At 69.6% G+C, this 15,170-nt stretch carries 13 protein-coding genes, 1 pseudogene and 1 riboswitch; of the genes and pseudogenes, 8 read left to right on the top strand and 6 right to left on the bottom strand.

All coding sequences use genetic code 11. The annotated features are described in order from the left end of the window. From H537_RS45365 to H537_RS0124695, 7 genes are all read left to right on the top strand, one after another. On the top strand, positions 1–510 hold a 510-nt coding region (locus tag H537_RS45365), incomplete at its 5' end, for an MBL fold metallo-hydrolase (RefSeq protein WP_043460048.1). A 144-nt stretch (positions 511–654) separates the two neighbouring features. Continuing rightward, positions 655–2,319 (top strand): FAD-dependent oxidoreductase, encoded by a 1,665-nt coding sequence (locus tag H537_RS0124725; RefSeq protein ID WP_028999986.1) that lies wholly within the window; start codon positions 655–657, stop codon positions 2,317–2,319. Positions 2,320–2,343: 24 nt separating this feature from the next. Continuing rightward, on the top strand, positions 2,344–2,550 hold the full coding sequence (locus tag H537_RS0124720; RefSeq protein ID WP_028999985.1) for a DUF2783 domain-containing protein: 207 nt from the start codon (positions 2,344–2,346) through the stop codon (positions 2,548–2,550). A gap of 32 nt (positions 2,551–2,582) precedes the next feature. Further along, entirely contained in the window at positions 2,583–3,554 is a 972-nt protein-coding gene (locus H537_RS0124715) for a Bug family tripartite tricarboxylate transporter substrate binding protein (protein ID WP_028999984.1), read from the top strand. A gap of 43 nt (positions 3,555–3,597) precedes the next feature. After that, a complete protein-coding gene (hmgA, locus tag H537_RS0124710) occupies positions 3,598–4,896 on the top strand; it encodes a homogentisate 1,2-dioxygenase (RefSeq protein WP_028999983.1) in 1,299 nt (432 codons plus the stop codon). 37 nt (positions 4,897–4,933) lie between these two features. Continuing rightward, the gene (gene fahA, locus H537_RS0124705; RefSeq protein WP_028999982.1) at positions 4,934–6,259 is read left to right on the top strand and encodes a fumarylacetoacetase; all 1,326 of its coding nucleotides are present in this window, start codon (positions 4,934–4,936) and stop codon (positions 6,257–6,259) included. A gap of 367 nt (positions 6,260–6,626) precedes the next feature. Then, complete coding sequence (locus H537_RS0124695; RefSeq protein ID WP_028999981.1) at positions 6,627–7,763, top strand: acyl-CoA dehydrogenase; 1,137 nt, start codon at positions 6,627–6,629, stop codon at positions 7,761–7,763. Between the two features lie 15 nt (positions 7,764–7,778). Here the strand turns inward: H537_RS0124695 and H537_RS0124690 are convergent, their stop codons facing one another. From H537_RS0124690 to H537_RS53365, 6 genes are all read right to left on the bottom strand, one after another. Next, positions 7,779–8,663, bottom strand: a complete 885-nt coding sequence (locus H537_RS0124690) for a LysR family transcriptional regulator (RefSeq protein ID WP_028999980.1) — start codon at positions 8,661–8,663, stop codon at positions 7,779–7,781. 14 nt (positions 8,664–8,677) lie between these two features. Beyond that, positions 8,678–9,934 (bottom strand): D-amino acid dehydrogenase, encoded by a 1,257-nt coding sequence (locus tag H537_RS0124685; RefSeq protein WP_028999979.1) that lies wholly within the window; start codon positions 9,932–9,934, stop codon positions 8,678–8,680. 159 nt (positions 9,935–10,093) lie between these two features. Beyond that, positions 10,094–10,195, bottom strand: a riboswitch (glycine riboswitch). A gap of 24 nt (positions 10,196–10,219) precedes the next feature. Beyond that, a complete protein-coding gene (locus tag H537_RS0124680) occupies positions 10,220–11,392 on the bottom strand; it encodes a M20 aminoacylase family protein (protein WP_051243215.1) in 1,173 nt (390 codons plus the stop codon). Positions 11,393–11,403: 11 nt separating this feature from the next. Next, on the bottom strand, positions 11,404–12,351 hold the full coding sequence (locus H537_RS0124675; protein ID WP_238446784.1) for a tripartite tricarboxylate transporter substrate binding protein: 948 nt from the start codon (positions 12,349–12,351) through the stop codon (positions 11,404–11,406). Between the two features lie 291 nt (positions 12,352–12,642). Continuing rightward, positions 12,643–13,974 carry a hypothetical protein gene (locus H537_RS0124670; RefSeq protein WP_028999976.1) on the bottom strand — a complete coding sequence of 444 codons (1,332 nt, stop codon included), beginning with the start codon at positions 13,972–13,974 and terminating at the stop codon, positions 12,643–12,645. A 70-nt stretch (positions 13,975–14,044) separates the two neighbouring features. Further along, positions 14,045–14,731, bottom strand: coding sequence for a fibronectin type III domain-containing protein (locus H537_RS53365; protein ID WP_028999975.1), 687 nt, complete (start codon positions 14,729–14,731; stop codon positions 14,045–14,047). 250 nt (positions 14,732–14,981) lie between these two features. On the opposite strand from H537_RS53365, the pseudogene H537_RS57075 reads away from it, so the two are divergent. Continuing rightward, positions 14,982–15,170: pseudogene (locus H537_RS57075) on the top strand (IS701 family transposase); the annotation flags it as partial.

Raw genomic sequence — 15,170 nt, 5'->3', positions numbered from 1 at the left:
TGGCTGGGCAAGCTCGAAGTGCAGCTGCTGCAGCTCGGACGCGGCCACACCAAGGGCGACACGGTGGTGTGGCTGCCGCAGGAGCGCACGCTGCTGTCGGGCGATCTGGTGGAGTTCGACGCCACGCCGTACGCGGGCGACGCCTACTTCAAGGACTGGCCGCAGACGCTGGACAACATCGCCGCGCTCAAGCCGCTGGCGCTGGTGCCGGGCCGCGGCGCGGCGCTGGTGGGCGAGGAGCAGGTGCAGGCTGGGCTGGCCGGCACGCGCGCCTTCATCTCCGACCTGTACCAGGCGGTGCAGGCGGGTGCTGCCGCCGGCAAGGACCTCAACACGGTCTACAAGGAGGCCTACGCGCACATGGCGCCCAAGTACGGCCAGTGGGTGATCTTCGACCACTGCATGCCCTTCGACGTCACGCGCTGCTTCGACGAGGTCACGCAGTACCCGGACCCGCGCGTGTGGACCGCGCAGCGCGACATCGACATGTGGAAAGCGCTGGAGTCCTGAGACTCGCGCTTTCTCCCTCCGCCCGCTGATACCGGCCGTCGCCTGACGGGCGCTTGAAAAAGCCCCGTCGCGGCCGGCTTCTTTCTCCATGGCCATGCGGTTTGCCGCAGGCTTCGTCACGCCCGACCCGAGGCGACTCCCACCATGCGCGACCCGCTGTACTCCGCCACCGGTGCCGAGATCCAGGCCACCGCCTTCGCCTACCGGCGCAGCCCTGACCAGGACGCCACCGCGCCCGTGCGCCACCCGGTGGTGGTCGTGGGCGCCGGCCCCGTGGGCCTGAGCCTGGCCATCGACCTGGCGCAGCGCGGCCAGCGCGTGCTGCTGCTGGACAACGACCACAAGCTCAGCACCGGCTCGCGCGCCATCTGCTTCGCCAAGCGCACGCTGGAAGTCTGGGACCGCCTGGGCGTGGGCCAGGCCATGGTGGACAAGGGCGTGCGCTGGCACGTGGGCAAGGTGTTCTTCCGCGAGGAGCAGCTCTACCGCTTCGACCTGCTGCCCGAAACCGGCCACGAGCGCCCGGCCTTCATCAACCTGCAGCAGTACTACGCGGAGGCCTACCTGGTGGCGCGCGCGCACGAGCTGCCCAACCTGGAGATCCGCTGGCACAGCACCGTGGCGGCGCTGGCGCAGGAGGGCGGCGCGGTGCGGCTGGGCATCGACACCCCTGACGGCCGCTACGAGATCCGGGCCGACCACGTCGTCGCCTGCGACGGCTCGCGCTCGCCGATCCGCCAGCTCATGGGCCTGGAAAGCAAGGGCCGCGTGTTCAAGGACCGTTTCCTGATTGCCGACGTGCGCATGCAGGCCGACTTCCCGGCCGAGCGCTGGTTCTGGTTCGACCCGCCCTTCCACCCTGGGCAGTCGGTGCTGCTGCACATGCAGCCTGACGGTGTGTGGCGCATCGATTTCCAGCTCGGCTGGGATGCGGACCCGGAAGTGGAGAAGCGGCCTGAGAACATCATCCCGCGCGTGCAGGCGCTGCTGCGTGCGGCGGCCGCCAGCAAGGGCGAAGGCGAGCCGGCGCCGGAGTCCCTGCCCAAGTTCGAGCTGGAATGGGCCAGCGTCTACACCTTCGCCTGCCTGCGCATGGACAGCTTCAGGCACGGCCGGGTGCTCTTCGCCGGCGACGCCGCGCACGGCGTGTCGCCCTTCGGCGCGCGCGGCGCCAACTCCGGCGTGCAGGACGCGGACAACCTGGGCTGGAAGCTGGAGCGCGTGCTGCGCGGCCAGTCGCCCGAAGCGCTGCTGGACAGCTACGCCCGCGAGCGCGAGCACGCCGCGGACGAGAACATCCTCAACTCCACCCGCGCCACCGACTTCATCACGCCCAAGAGCGACATCAGCCGGCTGTTCCGCGACGCCACGCTGTCGCTGGCGCGCGAGCACGGCTTCGCGCGCAAGATCGTCAACAGCGGCCGCCTGTCGGTGCCGGCCACGCTGGACAACTCGCCGCTGAACACGCCGGACCGCGACGCCTTCATGGGCCTGATGCGCCCGGGCGCGCCGGCGGCCGATGCGCCGCTGCGCATCGACGGCCGCGACACCTGGCTGCTGCGCGAGCTGGGCCCCGACTTCACGCTGCTGTGCTGGGGCCCGGTGCCGCACTGGATGCTGGAGCTGCCGCTCAAGGTGCTGGTGCTGGAGCCCGCCAACGACCCCGAGGAATGGCTGTCGCGGCGCTACGACCTGCGCCCCGGCAGCGCCTACCTGCTGCGCCCGGACCAGCACGTGTGCGCGCGCTGGCGCCACCCGGCGCCCGAAGCCGTCCACGCCGCCCTGGCGCGTGCCTGCGCGCTGCACTGACCACCGTCCCCGCGAGGAGCCGCCATGCCCCTGGTCACCGAACCCAACCTCGATGCGCCCGACGACTTCTACGAGGCGCTGATCGACGCCCATCGCGACCTCAGCCCCGAGGCCAGCCACGCGCTCAACGCGCGGCTGATCCTGCTGCTGGCCAACCACGTCGGGCGACTGGACGTGCTGCGCAAGGCCCTGGCCCTGGCGCGCGCCGGCGCCGAGAACCCGACCCCCTGAAGACCATCACCACAAACCCCCAGGAGACAAGCATGAACAACACCCGTCGCCACCTGATCGCTGCCCTCGGCGCCACCGCGCTGTCGGCGCTGTCCTTCACCGCCGCGGCGCAGGAAAAGCCGCTGGAGTGGGTCCTCGGCTACGCCGCCGGCGGCGGCTCCGACATCGTGGCCCGCACGGTGGCCGAGCAGATGGGCAAGACCCTCAACCGCACCATCGTCGTCAACAACAAGCCGGGCGCGGCCACCAACATCGCCGCCGACTACGTCGCCAAGTCCAGGGACATCGGCAACGTCATGCTCACGGCCGACTTCGCCACGCTGGCCGCCAACCCCTCGCTGTTCGCCAAGCTGTCCTACGACGCTGAGAAGGACTTCAAGCCCGTGGGCATGCTCGCGCGCTTCCCGCTGCTGCTGGTCATCGCCCCGAACGTGCCGGTGCAGAACTGGAAGGAGTTCGTGGCCTGGGCGCAGAAGCAGCCCGAGGGCGTGAACTACGCCTCCGCCGGCGTGGGCAGCCCGCACCACCTCGCCGGCGAGCTGCTGCGCGAGAAGAGCGGCCTGAAGCTGGTGCACGTGCCCTACCGCGGCGCCGCGCCCGCGGTGCAGGACCTGCTGGGCGGCCAGGTGTCCATGGGCCTGATCGACACCGCCAGCGTCCAGCAGTACGTGGGCAACGGCAAGCTGCGCGCGCTGGGCGTGGCCAGCCCGGCGCGGCTGAAGACGCTGCCCGACGTGCCCACGCTGGCCGAGCAGGGCCTCAAGGACTTCGAGGCCTACGCCTGGCAGGGCCTGGTGGTGCCGGCGGGCACGCCGAACGACTTCGTCGCCAAGCTCAGCCAGTCGCTGCAGGCGGCGCTCAACTCTGCGCCGGTGAAGGAGCGCTTCCAGACCCTGGGGCTGGAGGCGCTGCCCGGCACGCCCGAGCAGATGGCGGCCTACGCCAAGTCCGAGCGCGCGCGCTGGGGCACGCTGATCCGGGCCAACAACATCAAGCTCGACTGACTCCCTTCCAACATCCTCCTGCAAGCACTGGGGACCCCCACCGATGACTGAACTGCACTACCAGAGTGGCTTCGGCAACCATTTCGCCACCGAGGCGGTGCCCGGCGTCCTGCCGCGCGGCCGCAACAGCCCGCAGCAGGTGGCGCAGGGCCTGTACGCCGAGCTGGTTTCGGGCAGCGCCTTCACCGCGCCGCGGGCCGAAAACCACCGCAGCTGGCTCTACCGTCGCCAGCCCTCGGTGGTGACGGGCACCTACGCGCCCTATGAGCAGCGCTGGCTCAAGACCGGCGCGGCCGAGGGTCTGCCCATGCCGCCGGACCCGTTGCGCTGGCACCCGACGCCCATTCCCGACGCCGGGCAGCAGCCGCTGGACTTCGTGGACGGGTTGCGCACCGTCATCGTCAACGGCGACGTGGAGGCGCAGAGCGGCATGGCGGCGCACCTGGCGCTGGTCAACCGCTCCATGGGCCGGCGCGCCTTCGTCAACGCCGACGGCGAGATGCTGCTGGTGCCGCAGGAGGGCACGCTGCGCCTGGTCACCGAGCTGGGCGTGCTGGAGGTGAAGCCGGGCGAGATCGCGCTGCTGCCGCGCGGCATCGCCTTCAAGGTGGAGGTGCAGGGCCCCACGCGGCTGTACGTGTGCGAGAACTACGGCGCACCGTTCCGACTGCCGGAGCTGGGGCCCATCGGCTCCAACGGCCTGGCCAATCCGCGCGACTTCCTCGCTCCCGTGGCCGCCTTCGAGGACGAGACCGGCCCCTACGAGATCGTCAAGAAGTACGGCGGCGCGCTGTGGCGCAACGAGCAGGCCGGCACGCCTTTCAACGTCGTGGCCTGGCACGGCAACCTGTGCCCGGTGAAGTACGACACCGCCGACTTCATGACCATCGGGTCCATCAGCTTCGACCACCCGGACCCGTCGATCTTCACGGTACTGACCTCGCCCAGCGACACGCCGGGCACGGCCAACTGCGACTTCGTCATCTTCCCGCCGCGCTGGATGGTGGCCGAGGACACCTTCCGCCCGCCCTGGTACCACCGCAACCTCATGAGCGAGTTCATGGGCCTGGTGTACGGCCAGTACGACGCCAAGCCCGAGGGCTTCAAGCCCGGCGGCATGAGCCTGCACAACGGCATGGTGCCGCACGGGCCCGATGCCGAGGCCTTCGAGAAGGCCAGCACCGCGCCGCTGGCGCCGCACAAGCTGGACAACACCCTGGCCTTCATGTTCGAGAGCCGCTGGCGCTTCCGCCCCACGGCCTTCGCGCTGCAGGAAGCGCCGCTGGATGCCGCCTATGCTCAATGCTGGGCCGGCCTGGGCGACCGTTTCGGGCAGCCTTGAACCTTATACCGACCCAAGAGCTGGAGACAAGAACGCCATGCCCATCGACGCCACCCACGACCCGGTACTGCGCAGCTGGGTCACCTCGGCCAACGAGGACGACACCGACTTTCCCATCCAGAACCTGCCCCTGGGCGCCTTCCGCCGCCGCGGCAGCAACGACGCGCTGCGCATCGGCGTGGCCATCGGCGACCAGGTGCTGGACCTGAAGCTGGCCTGCCGCGAAGGCACCTGGACCGCCGAGGTGGCGCATGCGCTGGTGCCGCTGGCCGGGGGCGACCTCAATGGCTTCATGGCGCTGGGCCCGGCGGCGCGCCGCGCGGTGCGCACGGCGCTGTCCGCGGCGCTGGCCGAGGACAGCGCGCAGAAGTCCGCGCTGCAGCAGTGCCTGGTGCCGCAGGCCGAAGCCGAGATGGCGCTGCCCTGCCGCATCGGCGACTACACCGACTTCTACACCGGCATCCACCACGCCACGACGGTGGGCAAGCTGTTCCGGCCCGACAACCCGCTGCTGCCCAACTACAAGTGGGTGCCCATCGGCTACCACGGGCGCTGTTCCTCGCTGGTGGTCAGCGGCACGGACCTGCGCCGCCCGCTGGGCCAGCAGGCGCCCGGCCCCGACGGCGTGCCGGGCTTCGGCCCCTGCAAGCGGCTGGACTACGAGCTGGAGCTCGGCGCGCTGGTGGGCAGCCCCAACGCGCTGGGCGAGCCCGTCCCGATGGCGCAGGCCGAGGAGCACCTCTTCGGCCTGGTGCTGCTCAACGACTGGTCCGCGCGCGACGTGCAGGCCTGGGAATACCAGCCGCTGGGCCCGTTCCTGTCCAAGAACTTCGGCAGCACGCTCTCGCCCTGGGTGGTGACGATGGAGGCGCTGGAGCCCTTCCGCGCGCCCTTCAAGCGGCCCGAAGGCGATCCGCGCCCGCTGCCCTACCTGGACTCGATCGCCAACCGCGAGCGCGGCGCCATCGCCATCCGTTTCGAGGTGCTGCTGCAGACCGAGGCCATGCGCGCGCAGGGCCTGGCGCCGCACAAGCTGATGGAGAGCAATTTCAAGGACGCCTACTGGACCGTGGCGCAGATGCTCGCGCACCACGCCAGCAACGGCTGCAACCTGCAGCCCGGAGACCTGCTGGGCAGTGGCACGCAATCGGGCCCCGACGCGGGGCAGGGCGGCTCGCTGCTGGAGCTCAGCCACGGCGGCAAGCAGCCGCTGCAACTCCCCGGCGGCGAGACGCGCCTCTTCCTGCAGGATGGCGACCGCGTGTTCCTGCGCGGGCGCTGCGAGGCGGCGGGGGCGCGCGCCATCGGCTTCGGCGAGTGCGTGGGCACCATCCTGCCCGCGCCGGCGCTGGCGGCGTCCTGAAGCTGCGGCGGGGCCCGCATCGAGGAGGCGCTGGCCGATCCGGAGATCAGGCAGCGCTACGCCACCTTCGGCTACGACGTGTTCCCGGCCACGCGCGAGCAGTTCAACGCCTTCATCGCCGCGGAGTCGGCCAAGTACGCCGCGGTCATCCAGCGCGCCAAGGTCTCGCTGGACTGACGCTTCTCATGTCCGAAACGCCCAGGGACGACGGCGCCCGCGGGCATGGGCGGCGCGGTGACGAGTCTCTAAGCTCGCGGTGGACGCCGGGCCGGGTCTGACATGGCCCGGCCCGCGCAGGCACAGACCGATCCGCCCCCGGCACGAGCGCTGCCGGGGCGGGCAGAGCAGCGACATCCAGGAGACCACGATGATCCCGACCCCCGAACAGGACATGATCCGCGACGCCATGCGCAGCTTCGCGCAGGAGCGCCTAGCGCCCTTCGCCGCCGAGTGGGACCGCGAGCACCGCTTCCCGAAAGAGGCGCTGCAGGAGCTGGCCGGGCTGGGCGCCATGGGCATGGTGGTGCCGGAGGAGTGGGGCGGCGCGGGGCTGGACTATGTCTCGCTGGTGCTGGCGCTGGAGGAGATCGCCGCCGGCGACGGCGCCACCTCCACCATCGTCAGCGTGCAGAACTCGCTGGCCTGCGGCATCACGCTCAAGTACGGCAGCCAGGCGCACAAGGACCGCTACCTGCGCCGCCTGGCCAGCGGCGAGTGGCTGGGCGCCTTCTGCCTCACCGAGCCGCAAGCCGGCTCCGACGCCTCGGCGCTGCGCTGCCGCGCGGTGCGCGACGGCGACCACTGGGTGATCAACGGCACCAAGCAGTTCATCACCAGCGGCAAGCACGCGCAGCTGGCGCTGGTGTTCGCCGTCACCGACCCGGCCGCGGGCAAGCGCGGCATCTCCTGCTTCCTCGTGCCCACCGACACGCCGGGCTACGTGGTCTCGCGCCTGGAAGAGAAGATGGGCCAGCGCGCCTCGGACACCGCCACCATCGTGTTCGACGGCTGCCGCGTGCCGGCGGACCACCTGCTGGGCCAGGAAGGCGAGGGCTACAAGATCGCCCTGTCCAACCTGGAGGCCGGGCGCATCGGCATCGCGGCGCAGTCAGTGGGCATGGCGCGCGCCGCGATGGACGCTGCGGTGAAGTACGCGCGGGAGCGCGAGGCCTTCGGCGTGCCGCTGACCGAGCACCAGGCGGTGGCGTTCCGGCTGGCGGACATGGCCACGCAGGTCGAGGCCGCGCGGCAGCTCGTGCTGCATGCGGCCACGCTCAAGGACGCCGGGCAGCCCTGCCTGAAGGAGGCCTCCATGGCCAAGCTCTTCGCCTCGACCATGGCCGAGCGCGTGTGCTCGGACGCGATCCAAATCCACGGCGGCTATGGTTACGTCAGCGACTTCCCCGTGGAGCGCATCTACCGCGACGTGCGCGTGTGCCAGATCTACGAGGGCGCTTCCGACATCCAGCGCCTGGTGATCGCGCGGGCGGTGATCGAGGGCTGACGCCCGCGGCCTGCCTCAGTCGTGCAGGTGCTCCTGCACCAGCTTGCGCACCAGGGGCAGGGCCGGGGCCTCGCTGCGGCCCGCAAGCGTGACCACGCCGAAGCGCGCCATGGAGTTCAAGGCCGGCTGCATCGGCAGCTCGACGAAGTCCGGCGCCGCGGCGCGGATCGCCAGCAGCACGGCATCGCTGGCACGCGCCACCTCCACCAGGGCCGGGATGTCCTCGCTGCGCAGCGTGACGCAGCTCGCGGGATGCGCTCCCCGACCGTAGCGCTCCACCAGCACGCGCGCCACTTCGTCGCTCAAGGGCGTGGAGGCGATCGGGTATTGCTGCACCACCGCGAAGCGCAGCGCGCCTTTCCAGCGCGTGAGCGGGTGCTCGGGCCGGCACAGGAAGGCGCCCCGCATCTCGGACACCGAGCTCACGCGCAGGTCCGGCGCGGGCGCTAGCGCGCGCACGTCGATCACCAGCGCATCGAGCCGGCGCTCGCGCAGGCCCTCCACCAGCTGCTGGACCGGGCCGCGTGCGATGTCCAGCCGCAGGCCCGGATGGCGCGTGGCCATCGTGCGCAGCAGCGGCACGGAGAGAATCGCGCTCGGTCCCGAGCCCAGTCCCAGGCGGATGGCGCCCGTCTGGCCGGCGCTCATCAGCCGCCCGCTGGCGACCAGCTCGTCGGCCTCGAACACCAGTTGCCGCGCCCGCTGCACCACCTCCTGCCCGAAGGCCGTGAGCTCGCTGCGGCGGCCGATGCGGTCGAACAGAGGCTGGCCCAGCTCCCGCTCCAGCGCCTGCACGCTGCGGCTGAGCGCCGGCTGCGTGATGCACAGCACCTCGGCCGACTGCGTGAAGGAGCCGGTCTCGGCCAGGGAGATGAGGTGTCGGAGCTGGACCAGCGTCATGGACGCCGAACTTATCAGGCGGCCAGCGCCCCCGCGGGCACGGCTTCGCGATCTCCCAGGGCCTGCTCCACACTGGCGCCCAGCAGCTCGGCCGTGGCGGCCGACAGCGTCCAGCCCAGGTGGCCGTGGCCGGTGTTGTAGAACACGTTGGCGCGGCGACCGCGGCCCACGCGCGGCATCATGTCCGGCATCATCGGCCGCAGGCCGGCCCAGGGCACCACCTGGCGCGTGTTGACGCCGGGGAAGCATTGGTGGACCCAGTCCACGAGCGGCTTGATGCGGTCGGCACGGATGTTCTTGTCGAGGCCGTTGAACTCCGCGGTGCCCGCGACGCGGAAACGGTCCACGCCCAGCCGGCTGGTCACGAGCTTGGTTTCGTCGTCAAGCAGGCTCACCGTGGGCGCGGCGGCCTGGCTGGCGGCGTCGAGCAGGTTGACGGTGATCGAGTAGCCCTTGACCGGGTAGACGTTGACGCGGTCCCCGAGCTGCGCCGCCAGCGTGCGGCTGGCCACGCCGGCGCAGACCACCACGGCGTCGAAGCGGTGCAGCTCGCGCCCGGCGCCTTGCCCCACCTCCACGGTCGCGCTGCGGCCATCGCTGCGCACCTCGCGCACATCCTGGCCGTAGAGGCAGTGCACGCCGCGACGCTCGCAGGCCCGGGACAAGCCGTGCGTGAACTTGTGGATGTCGCCGGTGGAATCGCTCTCGGTGTAGAAGCCGCCGTAGTAGCGGCCCGCCAGCGTGGGCTCGATGGCACGCATCTCCCCGGGCGTGACCGCGCGCCGCGGCAGGCCGCCCTGCGCCAGCAGCTTCGACACCGCCGCGGCATGCTCGAAGCCCTTGCGGTCGCGGTAGATGTGCAGGATGCCCTGGCGCTTCAGGTCGAAGTCGATGCCTTCGGCCTCGGCCCAGGAGAACAGGTGCTCGCGCGCCTGGATCGCCAGCCGGGCGGTCTTGACGGTATTGCTCTCGTAGCGCGGGATGCTGGCGATGAACTCCGCGAACCACGACAGCTTGTGCCAGCTGGGCTTGGGGTTGAGCAGCAGCGGCGCGTCGCTGCGCAGCATCCACTTCATGCCCTTGAGGATGGTGGACCAGTGCGTCCAGACCTCCGCGTTGGAGGCCGAGAGCTGCCCGCCGTTGGCGAAGGAAGTTTCCATCCCGGCGTAGCGGTGCTTCTCGAACAAGGTGACTTCGAAACCACGACGGGCCAGCGCATAGGCCGTGGTGACGCCGGTGATGCCGCCGCCGATGACTGCAATCGTCTTCATGGGAACAGGTTCCATACGTCAGGGGTTGAAGCGCGCGGCGCGGCCCTTCCGTGCCACGCGCGCCCCCTCTGTTCGGAACCTGAGAGATTCGCGGCCGGCGAGGCCGCTTGCTCCTTCGGTGTGCCGGATGACGACTTCCGACCGCTCTTCAGAGTGTGATGATCCCGACCGGTCCGGGTGCCTGAGAGATTCCGGGGCGGTTGCTCCTTCGGCGCCTGGCCCGGCGTGCATGCCGGGCCGGGACTCTCCCGATCGGGGTGCGGCCTTCGAGGCCGGAGCGAATTATCACCCGGCGCCCGGCTCCAGGAAGCGCTGTGCCAGCTTCACCCAGAAGGCGGCGCCGATGGCGATGTTGTCGTCGTTGAAGTCGTAGCCGGGGTTGTGCACCATGCAGTTCCCTTGCCCGTCGCCGTTGCCGATGAGCACGTAGCTGCCCGGCACGCGCTCCAGCATGAAGGCGAAGTCCTCGCTGCCGGTCAGTGGCGGCCCCTGCAGCTCCACGCGCTGCGGGCCGAGCAGTTCCAGCGCCACCTCGCGCGCCAGGGCCGTCTGCGCAGCGTCGTTGACGAGCACGGTGTAGCCGCTGCGGTAGTCGATCTCGGCGCGCACGCCGTAGCTCTGGGCCTGGGCCGTGACCAAGTCGCGGATGCGCTGCTGCAGCAGCGCGCGCACCTCGCGGTCCAGCGCCCGCACCGAGAGCTCCAGGCGTGCCTGCTGCGGGATCACGTTGTTGGCCTGGCCGGCGTGGACGGCGCCCACCGTGACCACGGCCGTCTGCAGCGGATCGACGTTGCGCGCCACGATGCTCTGCAGCGCCATCACGATGGAGGCGGCCGCCACGATCGGATCGGCCGTGTGGTGCGGCATCGCGCCGTGGCCGCCCGTGCCGTGCAGCGTGATGGTCACGTAGTCGGAGGAGGCCATCATCGCGCCCTCGCGCAGCACCAGCCGCCCCTGCGCGATGCCGGGCATGTTGTGCATCGAGAAGATCGCGTCGCAGGGGTACTTGTCGAACAGCCCATCCTCGATCATGCGCACCGCGCCGCCCAGGCTTTCCTCGGCTGGCTGGAAGACCAGGTTGAGCGTGCCGTCGAAGTCGGTGGCCGCCAGCAGCCGCGCCGCGGCCAGCAGCATCGCCGTGTGGCCGTCATGCCCGCAGGCGTGCATCAGCCCCGGGCGGCAGCTGGCATGCGCCAGCCCGGTCGCCTCCTGGATCGGCAGGGCGTCCATGTCGGCGCGCAGGCCCAGCCGGCGCGCCGAGCCGCCGCGGCGCAGCTGCCCCACCACGCCCGTGCCGCCCAGGCCGCGCTCGACCTGGTAGCCCCAGGCCTGCAGCTTCTCGGCCACCAGCGCGCTGGTGCGGTTCTCCTCGAAGCCCAGCTCCGGATGGCGGTGGATGTCGCGGCGCAGCCGCACGAATTCACCCGATTGTTCCGCGCTCATCGACAGCAGGTCCATGGTGCGGCTCCTCACTGCGCCTGCAGCTTGATGTCCCGGGCGATGCGGCGGTAGCGCGCCGTCTCGGCCTCGAAGAACTTGGCCGATTCGGCCAGGGACATCGCCGGCGCGGCCGTCTGGCTCTGGGCCGCGAGCTGCTTGCGCACTTCCGCGTCCTGCAGCACGGCCATCATGGACTTGTGCAGCCTCTCCACCACCGGCGCGGGCGTGTCCTTGCGCACCATCAGGCCCGACCAGATCGTGTAGCTGAAGTTCTTGAGCTGCCGGCTCTCGGCCACCGTCGGCACGTTGGGCAGCAGCTCCGAGCGCGTGGCGCCGAGCTGGCCGATCACCTTGAGCTTGCCCTGCTCGGCCAGCGCGCCCATGGCGGTGGAGTAGACGAGCACGGCGAAATCGACCATGCCGCCGCCCAGGTCCTGCAGCACCGGCGCGTTGCCCTTGTAGGGCACGTGCTGCACCACGGTGCCGGTCTGCCGCGCGGCGTCCTCGACCACCAGGTGGTAGAGCGAGCCGATGCCCACGCTGCCGTAGGTCAGCGGCTTGTCCTTGGACTTGCGCGCCAGGTCGACCAGCTCGTCGGCGGAATTGGCCGGCAGGTCCTTGCGCGCGATGAGCACCAGCACGGCGTTGCCGATCGGGTGCACGAGCGTGAAGTCCTCGGCCTTGAGCTTGACCGCGGCGTTGGCCAGCGGCGAGAGGATCACCTCGTTGGGCGAGCCCTGGAACAGCATGCGGCCGTCCGCCGGCGCGGCCAGCACCTTCTGCGCCGCCAGCGCGCCGCTGACGCCGCCCAGGTTGTCCACCAGCACCTGCTGGCCCAGCGCCTTGCCCAACGGCATGTTGACGATGCGCGCGATCGCATCGGAGGGGCCGCCGGCCGGGTAGGGGACCATCAGCGTCACCGGCTTGTCGTCGGCGCGCACCGCCGTGCCGCACAGCGCCGCGGCGGCCAGGACCATGAATGCGCGCCTGCTCCTGTGGAATCGCACCATCGCTCCAACTCCTTGCTTCGCCGCCCAGGTGCGGCCAATGGAAATCAGGTTAGTAGCGGGTGTTCAATAAATCCAATGCATTTTGGGCAGCTGATCAATGAGATCAAAGCATGATTCTGCCGGGTAAACACGGGGTGGCTTGAGCTTGCGACGGGCATGAAAAAAGGCGCCGCCCGGTTGCCCAGGACGGCGCCACACGAAGAGCGCTTCTCACTTCCGCGCTCTCTCCCTCGCTGAGATCGGACTCGCGTGCAGTGCTTACTGCGCGCGCAGGTTGGTCGGGGCGGCCACGGTGATGGCGCCGTTGACGTATTCGTAGGCGCCGCGGTCGAAGCTGCCGTCCGCGCCGCGCGTGTTGCCCGCGGCGTCGGTGTTGAAGGGCGCGGCCAGGCTCATGCCGGCGCCGGTGCCGGCCTTGAGGCGGAAGTCCTTGCCGGCGATGTTCACGAAAGGGTCGGTGCTGCCGCTGGCGCCGTTGGACTCGCCGGCCGTGCCGCCGGAATTGACGAAGTAGTTGTAGTTGTGCGAGCTGAACTTGCTGAAGCTCGGCGCCTGGCTGTTGTAGAAGATGTTGTTGTAGGCCTCGTTGCCCGAGGCGATGTTCGGGAAGGTGCTCAGGCTTTCCTGGTCAACGTTGATGAAGGCGTTGTTGTAGACCTTGGCGTTGTGGAACTGCTCGCCGCCGCCGCCGGTCCAGCCGCCCACCACGCCGTTGGCCTGGCCCCAGGTCGCGCCCGCAGGCTTGTAGAACACGTTGCCGTACACCATCAGCTTGGCGCTGGTGTTGGAGGAGTTGTCCCACATCAGGCCGCCGGTGCTCTGGATGTCGGTGAACAGGTTGTAGCGGAAGGTCACGTCGCCGACGCTGCCGGAGAAGGCCCAGATGCTGGCCACCTCGGAGTGCACGGCGCTGGAGCCGTAGTACTTCTCCACCCAGCCGTGCTCGACCACGAGGTTCTTCGGGCTGATGAAGAAGGGGCAGCGGCCGATGCCGACCATGTGGAAGTACGACAGCGTGACGTTGGAGGCGCCGTAGATGGCCACCGCGTCGTTGGAGTAGGAGCCGCCGCCGGTGGACACGCTGCCCTTGCCGATCAGGTCCACGTGGCGCACGGTGACGTTGGAGCCGCCGCTGGTGAAGTTCAGGATCGCGTTGGTGTCGCCCTTCTCGGTGACCTTGATGCCGAAGTTGCCGCTCCAGCTCTCGGCTTGGCCGCCGCCGGTCTGTCCGTCGAGCACCCAGTACGGCGAGGAGAAGGACAGCCCGCCGGTGAAGGCCGCCTGGCCGGTGCCGTAGGCGTCGCTCCAGCCGGTGGCGGTGCCGTGGTCGCCGACGGTGGCCTTCTTGATCGTGATGGCGCTGGTGCCGCTGGCCGCGGTGGAGAAGGTGCGGCCGGCGTAGGAGCCCGCGGCGATGTAGTAGGTGTTGCCCCGAACCAGCGTCGAAGGCAGCGCGGTGTAGGCGTTGGTCCAGTCGGCGCCGTTGTTGGCACCGGTGGCGCCCGGGCGCACGTAGACGTTGGCGGCGCTGGCGAAGGCCGGCAGCATGCTGGCGGCGATGAGGACGAGGGCAGAGTGCTTAAACTTCAAAACGGAGTCCTGCGTTTCTTCAGTGCGGTGGGGCGAGGGAGTGGGGCGATGCCGGGAGGCTGGAGAGGCCTCAGGGCATGACCTTCGTGGCCTCGGTGGAGTACGGGCTCTCCTTGCCCGAGGCATCAACGGCCGTCACCGCGAAGTAGTAGGTCTTCCCGCTGGTGAGCGAGGGCACGGTGTAAGTGGTGTTGGTCACGTACAGCCCGCTGCCCTTGACCTGGCTGTAGGCGCCAGGTGCGGTGCCGTAGTACACGCGGTAGCCGGCAACGGAGCCGGCCGGGGCGCTCCAGCTCAGCAGCGCGCTGCCGGTGGTCGGGGCGGGCGCCGGCGCGGGGGCCGGGGCAGGCGCCGGAGCGGGAGCCGGAGCGGGAGCGGGAGCGGGAGCCGGGGCCGGAGCGGCGGTGTAGACCTCGCACTGCTTGGTCACGCCTGGGGCCGGGTCGGAGCCGAACGTAGAGCTGACGCACTGGGCCTTGCCGCTGATGTACTTGCCGACCCATTTGGTGCCGGCACCAAAGCGCACATATTGGCTGGTACTCAGGCTGAAATATCCCCATTCGCCGGAAATCTTGGTCCAGGTGCCGGAGGACGTGGGCGTCACTTCGGCTGCGGATTCCAGGGTGCCGTGGGTTTCGCCGAGGGCCGCGGTGTTGGCCATTTCCGATTCTTCGCCACCGCCGCAGGCGGCAAGGAAAACCGTTGCCATCAGGGAAGAAATCAGAGCGATGCGGTTTTGCTGAACGATGGTACGCATGGTGTCATTCAATGGGTCGGGCAAAAGGTGTCCAGCTCCGGCTATTCGAAAATACCGGCTCTGGTGCGTGCGTTCAGTGCTTTGCGAGCAACCGACGAGGGTCGGTGCGACGCAGATGCGTGGGGCGTCGCTCAACACTTTAGGACTTACGCAAAAGTTTGATAGAAAATCATAGAAATCCCATGAATTAATTTCAACTTGAACTTCTTGAAAGCATAGATCATAGTTTTGTCTTTCACTAGGCGGCGACATGAATCCATCCCGCGTGGACTACTGTCAGTTCCTGTTATCGAGTCAGGTCAACTTCACCTTGACGCACTATGCCGAGCATCATGCCCACTTTAGCCATGACGCCCTCAATCGGTATTTGAACGGCGAGCGCATCACATCACGCATCATTTGGGAAAACATTCGGCCGCACGTGATTCCCAGCGCTCAT

Source organism: Azohydromonas australica DSM 1124 (assembly GCF_000430725.1).
Classification (GTDB): Bacteria; Pseudomonadota; Gammaproteobacteria; order Burkholderiales; family Burkholderiaceae_C; genus Azohydromonas; species Azohydromonas australica.
The sequence above is the reverse complement of the archived record's forward strand: the minus strand, read 5'-3'. Positions and strand labels throughout refer to the sequence as shown.

Bases quoted from the DNA above. Each gene is read 5' to 3' on its own strand.
- hmgA (WP_028999983.1), top strand. From the start codon at position 3,598: ATGACTGAACTGCACTACCAGAGTGGCTTCGGCAACCATTTCGCCACC.
- H537_RS0124690 (WP_028999980.1), bottom strand. From the start codon at position 8,663: ATGACGCTGGTCCAGCTCCGACACCTCATCTCCCTGGCCGAGACCGGC.
- H537_RS0124720 (WP_028999985.1), top strand. From the start codon at position 2,344: ATGCCCCTGGTCACCGAACCCAACCTCGATGCGCCCGACGACTTCTAC.
- H537_RS0124680 (WP_051243215.1), bottom strand. From the start codon at position 11,392: ATGGACCTGCTGTCGATGAGCGCGGAACAATCGGGTGAATTCGTGCGG.
- fahA (WP_028999982.1), top strand. From the start codon at position 4,934: ATGCCCATCGACGCCACCCACGACCCGGTACTGCGCAGCTGGGTCACC.
- H537_RS0124725 (WP_028999986.1), top strand. From the start codon at position 655: ATGCGCGACCCGCTGTACTCCGCCACCGGTGCCGAGATCCAGGCCACC.
- H537_RS0124715 (WP_028999984.1), top strand. From the start codon at position 2,583: ATGAACAACACCCGTCGCCACCTGATCGCTGCCCTCGGCGCCACCGCG.
- H537_RS0124675 (WP_238446784.1), bottom strand. From the start codon at position 12,351: ATGGTCCTGGCCGCCGCGGCGCTGTGCGGCACGGCGGTGCGCGCCGAC.
- H537_RS53365 (WP_028999975.1), bottom strand. From the start codon at position 14,731: ATGCGTACCATCGTTCAGCAAAACCGCATCGCTCTGATTTCTTCCCTG.
- H537_RS0124685 (WP_028999979.1), bottom strand. From the start codon at position 9,934: ATGAAGACGATTGCAGTCATCGGCGGCGGCATCACCGGCGTCACCACG.
- H537_RS0124695 (WP_028999981.1), top strand. From the start codon at position 6,627: ATGATCCCGACCCCCGAACAGGACATGATCCGCGACGCCATGCGCAGC.